Genomic DNA, 9069 nt, shown 5'->3' with positions numbered 1-9069 from the left:
CGGGCCCGGTCGACCAGCATGGCGATCAACTGCCCGTCCGACGTGGCCTCGCCGACCGGCTCCTCCACGGACTCGCGCTCGATCGTCGTCTCGCTCACTTGGCGTCTCTCCTTGATCAGCAGATCCGCCGTTCATTAGACACTCCCGATCGTCATGTCGAAGTCATCTTGGGTCTCGCGATTATGCAGGCGCCCGCTCGCTTTCCCTCCCGTCAGGCTCTGCGTGAAGCCACCTTCGAAAGTGAATGAGGCCGCAGGCGTGCTCGCCAGCGCCAGATCGAGAGCCGCGGCGAGTTCCGCGCTCGTGTCAGGCGGAGGTGGAGGGCGGCGATCAGTGCGCTTCGGGGCCGGGTCTCGTTGATCCGTGGCCGCCTGCGAAGCTCGTATGTCTGCCGTGGCGGTGGCGCTGCGCGCCTGCACAGGAGGAGGATTCGGCTGAGCGGGAAGGTTGTTGACGGCGATTGCGGTTGCTGCGCCCAGGACGATGACCACTGTGGCGGCTATCAGGGCCGCGCGACGGGTGCCGGCCGCAGGCGCGGAAGGCTGAACTGTGGGCCAGGCCGGTTCCGCGGCCGGCATGACCCAAGTCCGATCCAGCCGGGTGATGATGTCGGTGGCCGCGTCCGCCGCTGCGATGGCAGGCTGACCGTGCCGTTCACGCCAAGACTCGGCTACCACAGCCATGACCTCAGAGGCGGACGGCCGAAGCCCGGGATCTTTGGCCAGTGTCCTGTCGACGAGCGTACGCAAGGGGCCCGGGACGGCGGAGGTGGCGACAGCGTCGTGCAACACCTTGAGGGCGAGCACTTCGGGACGTGCCACGCCGTAGGGGGCGATCCGGTAGCCGCGTAAACGACCAGCAACCCCCAGCCGTACACGTCGGCTGCCGGTCCGGCAGGTGCGTCGCTGTACTCTTCGGGGCTTACCCATCCGGGTGAACCGATCCAGGTTCCGGTCCGGGTCATCACGGTCGCGTCGAGCGCCCGGGCGATGCCGAAGTCGACCAGTTTGGGACCGGCCGGGGAGAGGATCACGTTGGGCGGCTTGAGATCGCGATGAACGACTCCTGCGGCGTGCACGGCGACCAATGCTTCGGCCAGACCTGCAGCCAGGCCGAACAGCTGGTGGACCGCCCACACCGTCTGACCTGCATTGAACGATCCGGAACGGGCCGAACTGGATCTTTTATTCCGTAGGTTCCGGATTCGAGCCCGGGCGCCCTACCAGCAGAAACACCCCTACATGATCTTGTCCGGCGAGGTCGTACAGCCACCTCTACAGCCTAGAGGGCCGGAATCCCGTTACCGGGAATCCGGCCCTTGGTCATGCTGCTGGTCATCCGAAGATCTGCCCGTTGAAGGGCCTGCCGTACGGGTCAAACCCGGTACCGAAATCAATGTCCAAGCGGCGATGCCGGTTGTAGACGGTCTTCCCCGGCCTGACCGCCGGGTGACGGTCAGGCCGGTTGACGCCCGGTTGCCGGTGTCACGCAGACCGGTAGGTCAGATGCAGGACCCCGCTGGAGAAGGTGGCGGAGTGAACCAGTCGCAGTGGTATCCGGTCACCGTCGTGCGGGAAGAGCCGCTCCCCGCCGCCCACCACGATCGGGTGGACCAGCAACTGGAGTTCGTCGAGCACGTTGTCACGCAACAGCGATCGCACGAGGGTGAGGCTGCCGCTGACGGTGATGTGCCCGCCTCGGTCCTGCTTGAGCGCGGCCAGCTCGGCGGACACCTCACCCCGGATCACGGTCGAATTGTGCCACTCCGGCGATGTCATGGTCGTCGAGGCCACCAGTTTGCGCATGGAGTTGATCCGGTCGGCGAACGGCACCTCGCTGCCCCTGCCAGGCCAGGAGGAGGCGAACACCTCGTAGGTTCTGCGCCCTAACAAGAGCGTGTCGGCCTCGTCGAGCTGTTCGGCGACCGCCGCCGCCATCTGGTCGTCGTGGTAGGGAAAGTGCCACTGCTCGGGCGCCTCCACGACGCCGTCCACCGACACGAAGAGCTGCGAGACGATCTTGCTCATGCCGTGGCCCGCGTGAAGAACGCCGCCAGCACGGGGGCGATGGCCTCGGGGGCCACGTTGTGGGGCTGGCCGGTCAGGCTGACCCGTCGTACGTCGGGCAGCGTCTCGGCGAGAGCCTGTGCCGCGCTGCTCATCCAGGGGATCGTTTCACCGTCGATGACGAGGGTGGGCACCGCGACGCCAGCCAGCCGGTCGGTGGGCAAGGAGAAGTCGCCGGTGATGGTGGCGTCGTAGATGAGCGTGTGCGCCACGGACTCCATCGCCGACCAGCCGGGGAAGTCCCGCATCGGGGCGACGAACTCGGCCGGCAGGCCGGCGGCGGCGGTCAGGAACAGCTCGCACATGTCGCCCCGGCGGTCCGCGGCGAGCAGTTCGACGAGCTGCTCGCGGTAGTCGGCGGGCACCGGAGGGCGGGTGCCGGGCAGGATGTAGGGCGCCTCCCACACCGCAAGCCTGCCGATGGCGAGCCCGCGGGCGGCGGCCTCCAGGGCGATGATGCCGCCGCCGGAGGTGCCGTACAGATGCGCCAATCCGCCAGCCTCGTTGATGATAGCCTCGATGTCCTCGAATTCGCGGTCCACCGCGTACGGGGCGGTGTCGCCGCTGTCGCCGCGCCCCCGGCGGTCGTAGTTGTAGACGGTGAGATCCTTGGCCAGCAGCTCGGCCAGGGCCGCGTTCGCCGACCGGTCGGTCGGGCCGGCGCCGATCAGGATGACCGCCGGCCCCTGCCCGATCCGGTCGAAGGCGATCGCGGTGCCGTCCTGTGAGATGACCTTGTTCATGAGATGTCCTTCGTGTTCGTTCTCTTTCGTTGTGTGACCAGAGTGCTCCGGACGGCCCCTGACCGGCATCCGTGATCACCACGGATTCACCACGGAGAGGTCCACGGACGCCGCACGTCGGTGATGATGTCGTGATGATCGTAAAAGTATCCGAGCGTGAGGCCGAGGTACTGGCGGCGGTCGGGGCGCGACTGTCGAACGCGCAGATCGCGAACAGGCTGCACATCTCCGTCCGCACCGTCGAGAGCCACGTCTCCTCGCTGCTGCGCAAGTACGGTGTGCCCGACCGGCAGTCCCTGGCCGCGCTGGCCATACGACCAGAGCACGATCAGGCCGGATACGGGACGCCGGGTGGGCGCCTGGCGGGGCTACCGGTCGCCCTGACCTCGTTCGTCGGGCGCGAGCGGGAGCGGGAGGCCGTGCTGGAGGCGTTCGGCGTCTCCAGGCTGGTGACCTTGCTGGGGCCGGGCGGGGTCGGCAAGACCCGCCTTGCGGCAGCCGTCTGTTCCTCGTCCCCTATGGGTGGGGCCTTCGTGGATCTGGTCCCGGCGCGTGACGGCTTCGTCACGCAGGCGGCGGCGACGGTGCTCGGCGTGACAGAGCGCGCCGGGGAGCCGCTGGAGAACGCCGTCGTCGAGCGGCTGGGCCACGATCGGGCGCTGTTGGTCCTCGACAACTGCGAGCACGTGCTCGACGCGGCGGCCGGGTTCGCTGGGCGGTTGCTGGCGGCCTGCCCCGGCGTCAGGATCCTGGTGACGAGCCGCGAACGCCTCGGCGTGCCAGGGGAACGAACCGTGCCGCTCACCCCACTGCCCCTGGCCTCCGACGCCGAAGCGCTCTTCCTCGACCGCGCCACCGCCGTCGACCCCGAGTTCAGCGCCGACCCGGCACTCCTGACGGAGATCTGCGCCCGCCTCGACGGCATGCCCCTCGCCATCGAACTCGCCGCCGCGCGCAGCGCCTCCCTGGGGGCATCCGGCCTGCTGACCGCCCTCGACGACACCCTGCGGCTGCTCAGCGGCGGGCGGGTGGCCGATCAGCGGCATCGGTCGCTGCGCGCGGTGATCGGCTGGAGCTACGAACTGCTCGATGAGGAGGAGCAGGCGCTGTTTCGGCGGCTGTCGATGTTCTGCGGCGGCTTTGACCTGGCCGCCGCGACGGCGCTCACCGCCGGCGAGAGTCCCGGCGCGGTCACCGACGTGCTCGGACGCCTGGTTGACAAGAGCCTCGTCGTCCACAGGCGCGGCCCGGCGAGCCGGTGGCAACTCCTGCAGACCGTCAGAGCCTTCGCCGGCGAACGGTTACGGTCAGGCGACGAGCACGACGACATCCGGGAGCGTCACCTGCGCTGGGCCGCGGACACCGCGACGGCCTTGGAGGAGCGGCTGGGCACCACCCGATCCGCCGATGCCACGACAGGCGCGCCGGTCAGGGACTGGCGGCAGGACTTCGACGCGGTCGCCGACGATCTGCGGGCGGCGCTGGCCGTCGCCCCGGCCGAATCGGGCGGCCAGGCCCACCGCCTGGCCCGCGCTCTCGGCCACCTCGCCTACGCCCGCCGCTTCCTGGCCGAGGCCCAGGGCCACTACCGGCAGGCGGCCGAGCGGGCGCCCACCCCCGCCGAGGCGGCCGAAGACCTGCGCGGCGCGGCGGACTGCTCCCTGGACACCATCTCCGGGCAGGACGTGTTCGACCTGCTCCTCGCCTCCGCCGAGCAGGCCCACGCCGCCGGCGACGGCAACGCCCGGGCGATCGCGCTGGCCCGCGCGGTGGAGACGGCCGGCAGGTTCCTCGCCTCGTTCCCCGAAGGCATCCCCGCCGAGCGGATAGGTCACCTGGTCGCCGAAGCCGCCGACGCCGGTGATCCCGGCCACCCCGTCGTGGCGGCCGCACTCGCTGCGGCAGCCGCCTGGATCGAGCGTCCCGCCGAGTTCGACCCGGACCCGTCACTGGCGGCCACGGCCCTCGCGACCGCGCGGGCGACGGGCGATCCCGTCCTGATCAGCGCGGCCCTGGACGCGGTGAGCACCGCCGCGGGCCGGGCAGGCCGGCACCGTGAGGCCCAGCGGCTGACCCGTGAACGGCTGGTCCTGCTGTCAGAGATGGACCGCGATGACCCCCGCGCGGCCATCGAGATCGTCGACACCCTGCACGTGGCGTGTACGGACGCGACCGTCGCCGGGGATCTGCCCGCCGCGATCGCCGCCGGTCGTCTCATGCTGGCCGACGACCTGGTCGGCGATCACCCCTACATCTCGGTCAGCAGGCTGATCCCCGCACTCGTCCTCGGCGGCGACCTCTTCGAGGCCCTGCGCTACGGCAAGCGGATGTGGGACGGCTGGGAGCGAGCCGACCGGCCCGCGGCAGGATGGCTGCTGCCTTCGGTGTCGGCCCTCGCGCTGGCCAACGGCCTGCTCAACGATCAGAGCGGGTCGCGTCTGTGGCGCTCCAGAGTGGGCCTGGTGATGAACTCGGCGCGGGCCGGGGGAAGCTGCCTGGCCTCGTTCGGCGCGTTCGCCGATGCCAGGGTCGCCGTGCACTCCGGCGACCTGGGCGACGCGGCCGGCCTGGTCGAGCGGGCGTTCGCCCACTTCTCGATTGGACGCTACGAGGCCTACGCGCGGGCGGCTGGGGCCGAACTCGCCGTGGTCGCCGGGCTGCCGGACGCGCCTGAACGGCTGGCGGCCGCGGCCCTGGCGGCCGGGGAGAACAGCTGGGCCACCGCCTGCCTCGCCCGCGCCACCGGCAGACTGCATGCGGACCAGGACGCGCTCGCGGCCGCGGTCGCACAGTGGGAGCACATCGACGCCCGGCTGGAACGAGCCCACACCCTGCTGCTGCTCCCACACCGTGCGGAAGAGGGTAGAGCAGCCCTCCACGCACTGACCACGCCATCGCCCGCCACCTGCCGGTAGGCGCTCCGCCTACGTCACACAGGGGATCGCATGCCCGAACTCCAGCTTCCGCGTCCGGACCATGCCGCCGAGCCATCGGTACAGGTATTCGGGCGCGCAAGGAGGGTTCAAGGACGGTGATCTGGTGGCGCAGGGCAAGGGTCTGGGCGTCCTTGTCTGGAGTTGGCCCGGTTTGGTGGACACCTGACCTCTGGGGAACCCTGGTTCCCGGAAGAAGGAGCCGAACAACTATCCGCCGGAGTTTCGCCGGCAGATGGTGGAACTGGTGCGCGCGGGACGGACACCGGAGGAACTGGCCAAGGAGTTCCAGCCCTCCGCGCAGTCGATCCGTACCTGGGTGCGCCAGGCCGATCTGGATGACGGTCGCCGCCAAGACGGTCTGACCAGCGCTGAGAAGGATGAGCTGGCCCGGCTGCGGCGCGAGAACAAGATTCTCCGCGAGGAGAAGGAGATCTTGCGTAAGGCCGCGGCTTTCTTCGCGCGGGAGACGGATCTGCCGAGATGAAGTATCGGCTGATCCATGCGGAGAAGGACCACCACGAGGTCTCCCTGCTGGCCCGGGTGCTGGGTGTGTCGCGCCAGGGCTACTACGCCTGGGCGGCCCGGCAGCGGCGCGGCCCGTCGGAGCGGGCCCGCCGCGACGCCGAGCTGACCGAGCAGATCCGTCGGCATCACCAGGCTTCTGATGAGATCTACGGGGCGCCGCGTATCCATGCCGATCTGCGAGAGCTGGATGGGGTCCGGGTGGGTCGCAAGCGGGTGGCCCGGCTGATGCGTGCCGCCGGGCTGGCCGGGGTGAGCAGGCGTAAGGGCGCCCGCACTACTATCACCGATCCGCGCGCCGGGTCCGCATCCGACCTGGTGCGGCGTAACTTCTCCGCCGAGGAGCCGAACCGGATCTGGACCGCCGACATCACGTACGTGCCGACCTGGCAGGGCTTCGTCTATCTGGCGGTGGTGCTGGATGTCTTCTCCCGCCGGATCGTCGGCTGGGCGATGGCCGAGCACATGCGCACCGAGTTGGTGACCGATGCGCTGGCGATGGCGCTGCACCAGCGTCGCCCCGAGGCCGGCGTGATTCACCACAGCGACAAGGGGAGTCAATACACCTCGATCGCCTTCGGCCGGCGCTGTGAGCAGGCCGGCGTCCGCCCGTCGACGGGCCGGACCGGGACCTGCTTCGACAACGCGATCACCGAGAGCTTCTTCGCCTCGCTGGAGTGCGAGCTGATCGACCGGCGCACCTTCCGCACCAGGTCAGAGGCCGAACGGGCCCTGTTCAGCTACATCGAGGGCTTCTACAATCTGCGCCGCCGCCATTCCGCCAACGGCCAGCTCAGCCCCGCCGAATACGAACGCCGACACGCTCTCAACAACGCCCAAGACCTCGACTATGCTGCCGCGTAGTCGCAAGCCCTGATGTGTCTATCGAATCGGGGCAACTCCATTCCCCGTAGGAGCCGATCAGCGAGTCAGGTCTGTGTCGCGTTCAACGAGGTAGACGTTCGTCAGCCCAGGCAGAACTCGTTGCCCTCGATGTCCTGCATCACGAGGCACGACTCGTTTTCTTCATCGGCGGGCAGGAGCCGCACGCGTTTCGCGCCGAGAGGGATCAATCGTGCGCATTCGGCCTCGAGGGTTGCCAGGCGCTCTGCACCGACGAGTCCGGTGCCGACCCGCACGTCAAGGTGCAGCCGATTCTTGGCGACCTTGCCTTCGGGAACGCGCTGGAAGTACAGCCGCGGGCCGACACCCGAGGGGTCGCTGCATGCGAACCATGAGTCCCGCTGCTCGGGCGGCAGCGTGCGATTGAAGTCGTCCCAACTGGCGAACCCCTCAGGCGGTGCCGGCGCGACATACCCCAACACCTCGCACCAGAAGCGACCGACACGCTCAGGTGAAGCGCAATCGAAGGCGACTTGAATCTGCTTAACGGATACCATGGGAAAATCCTCCCATAGATCACTATGCATACCGTAATCGTCCACCGTGCACCCCGGCCGGATTGGCGAAGTCCTGAAAAGATCCACAGCTCCAGCCTGAACGCCTCGCCCGTCGAAGGGTTGCGAGATAACGGTTATCTGGCAAGACCAAGATCAAATGGCCGTGGTGAGCAGGGAATCATCCCTCCACGATGGGCCGTTCGATTCCCAGTTATCTGGCAACTCGGCGCACGGGAGGGTGAGGACGTGGATCCGGTGATCGTCGAACACCTCGGGCGCGAGCATCCGCTCGCCCGTCATCTCGACGACTTCCTCACCGACCGAAAGAACGCGGGCGCTTCCCCGCACACCCTGCGCGCCTACCGCGGCGATCTCCTCCAGTTCACCGCGCACTGCGACGGCGAGATCGCCGAACTGACCGCGCCGCCCATCCGGCAGTTCCTTACCGCGATCGGCGCCCTGTCGGCCGCGACCCGCAAGCGCAAGCGCGCCGCCGTCGCCTCCTGGTGCAAGTGGGCCGTGCGCCACGACCTGCTCGACGCCAACCCCATGGACAAGATCGACACTATTAAGGTGTCCAAGAACCTGCCCCGGCCCGCCGCGACCGCCGACATCACCAAGGTTCTGGGCTCGATCTGTAGCCGTCGGCCGCGCAAGGACGTCCCCCTCGACCGGCTCCGTGACCGGGTCCTGTTCGAGACGATCTACGTGTGCGGAACCCGCGCCGCCGAAGCCTGCTCCCTGGACCTCGATGACTTCGACCTCCGCCAAGACGACGAGCACGTCCGCATCCACGGCAAGGGCGGCACCGTCCGCACCGTCCTGCTGGACGACCACGGCTACGTCGCCCTCCTCAAGCTCTACCTGAGTCGCGCCGGCTACCGGTTCGGCCCCGTCTTCCGCGCCAGCATCAACGGGACCGGCGGACCGCTGTCCTACGACGCCGCCCACCACCGGTGGCAGGGCTACTGCGAGGCGGCCGGAGTCGACATCGAGATCCACCAGCTACGGCACGCCCACGCCACCGAACTCATCAACGCCGGCGTCTCCATCGAGGTCGTCCGCCGGCGGCTCGGCCACGCCTCCACCGAAACCACCCAGCTGTACACCCTCCTCGCCGACGACGTCGCAGACACCGAGATCCGAGCCGCCCGCTCGCCAAAGCGATCAGGATCCAAGCCCGTCAACGCTCGGAAGGTGTCTCCGATCCCCTCTCGTGATCTTCGCAAAGCGCTCTTGAGTCCCGGGCGGACCACCCACTGGTACTACATCCGTAGATCGCGTGGTAACAAGTCGCCTCGTCGGCGGTAGTGGCTGATAAGAGCGCGGGTTTGGTGGGCTTGCCGGAATCTGGACCAGGCCAGGACATGCTCGACGGCGCTGGCGGCCGGCACGATGAGGC

7 protein-coding genes and 1 pseudogene are annotated in these 9069 nt (G+C 68.8%); 3 read left to right on the top strand and 5 right to left on the bottom strand.

The annotated features are described in order from the left end of the window. Positions 1–134 precede the first annotated feature (134 nt). The 4 genes and pseudogenes from AB0C16_RS39405 to AB0C16_RS39390 all read right to left on the bottom strand — a co-directional run bounded on the left by AB0C16_RS39405 (position 135) and on the right by AB0C16_RS39390 (position 2809). The gene (locus AB0C16_RS39405; protein ID WP_357691150.1) at positions 135–806 is read right to left on the bottom strand and encodes a hypothetical protein; all 672 of its coding nucleotides are present in this window, start codon (positions 804–806) and stop codon (positions 135–137) included. Between the two features lie 26 nt (positions 807–832). Further along, positions 833–1138: pseudogene (locus AB0C16_RS39400) on the bottom strand (protein kinase); the annotation flags it as partial. Between the two features lie 346 nt (positions 1139–1484). After that, complete coding sequence (locus tag AB0C16_RS39395) at positions 1485–2027, bottom strand: dihydrofolate reductase family protein (protein WP_357691148.1); 543 nt, start codon at positions 2025–2027, stop codon at positions 1485–1487. Then, positions 2024–2809 (bottom strand): alpha/beta hydrolase, encoded by a 786-nt coding sequence (locus AB0C16_RS39390; protein WP_357691147.1) that lies wholly within the window; start codon positions 2807–2809, stop codon positions 2024–2026. Before AB0C16_RS39390 ends, AB0C16_RS39395 begins: the two co-directional genes overlap by 4 nt. A gap of 134 nt (positions 2810–2943) precedes the next feature. On the opposite strand from AB0C16_RS39390, the gene AB0C16_RS39385 reads away from it, so the two are divergent. Next, positions 2944–5724, top strand: a complete 2781-nt coding sequence (locus AB0C16_RS39385; RefSeq protein ID WP_357691145.1) for a LuxR C-terminal-related transcriptional regulator — start codon at positions 2944–2946, stop codon at positions 5722–5724. Positions 5725–5977: 253 nt separating this feature from the next. Continuing rightward, positions 5978–7131 (top strand): IS3 family transposase gene (locus tag AB0C16_RS39380; protein ID WP_357691143.1). Its coding sequence is split into 2 segments (ribosomal slippage): positions 5978–6191 and positions 6191–7131, totalling 1155 coding nucleotides; the frame shifts between segments, so codons are not numbered across the junction. Between the two features lie 101 nt (positions 7132–7232). Here the strand turns inward: AB0C16_RS39380 and AB0C16_RS39375 are convergent. Continuing rightward, positions 7233–7667: a VOC family protein gene (locus tag AB0C16_RS39375; protein WP_203887750.1), complete on the bottom strand. Its 435-nt coding sequence runs from the start codon at positions 7665–7667 to the stop codon at positions 7233–7235. 246 nt (positions 7668–7913) lie between these two features. Between AB0C16_RS39375 and AB0C16_RS39370 the strand changes: the two genes are divergently transcribed. Further along, positions 7914–8978 (top strand): tyrosine-type recombinase/integrase, encoded by a 1065-nt coding sequence (locus AB0C16_RS39370; protein WP_357691140.1) that lies wholly within the window; start codon positions 7914–7916, stop codon positions 8976–8978. The last annotated feature ends 91 nt before the right edge of the window (positions 8979–9069 follow it).

The organism is Nonomuraea sp. NPDC048916 (assembly GCF_040649575.1).
In the GTDB taxonomy this organism is placed as follows: Bacteria; Actinomycetota; Actinomycetes; order Streptosporangiales; family Streptosporangiaceae; genus Nonomuraea.
Note: the sequence above shows the minus strand (reverse complement) of the source record. Positions and strands in the feature narration are given on the sequence as shown.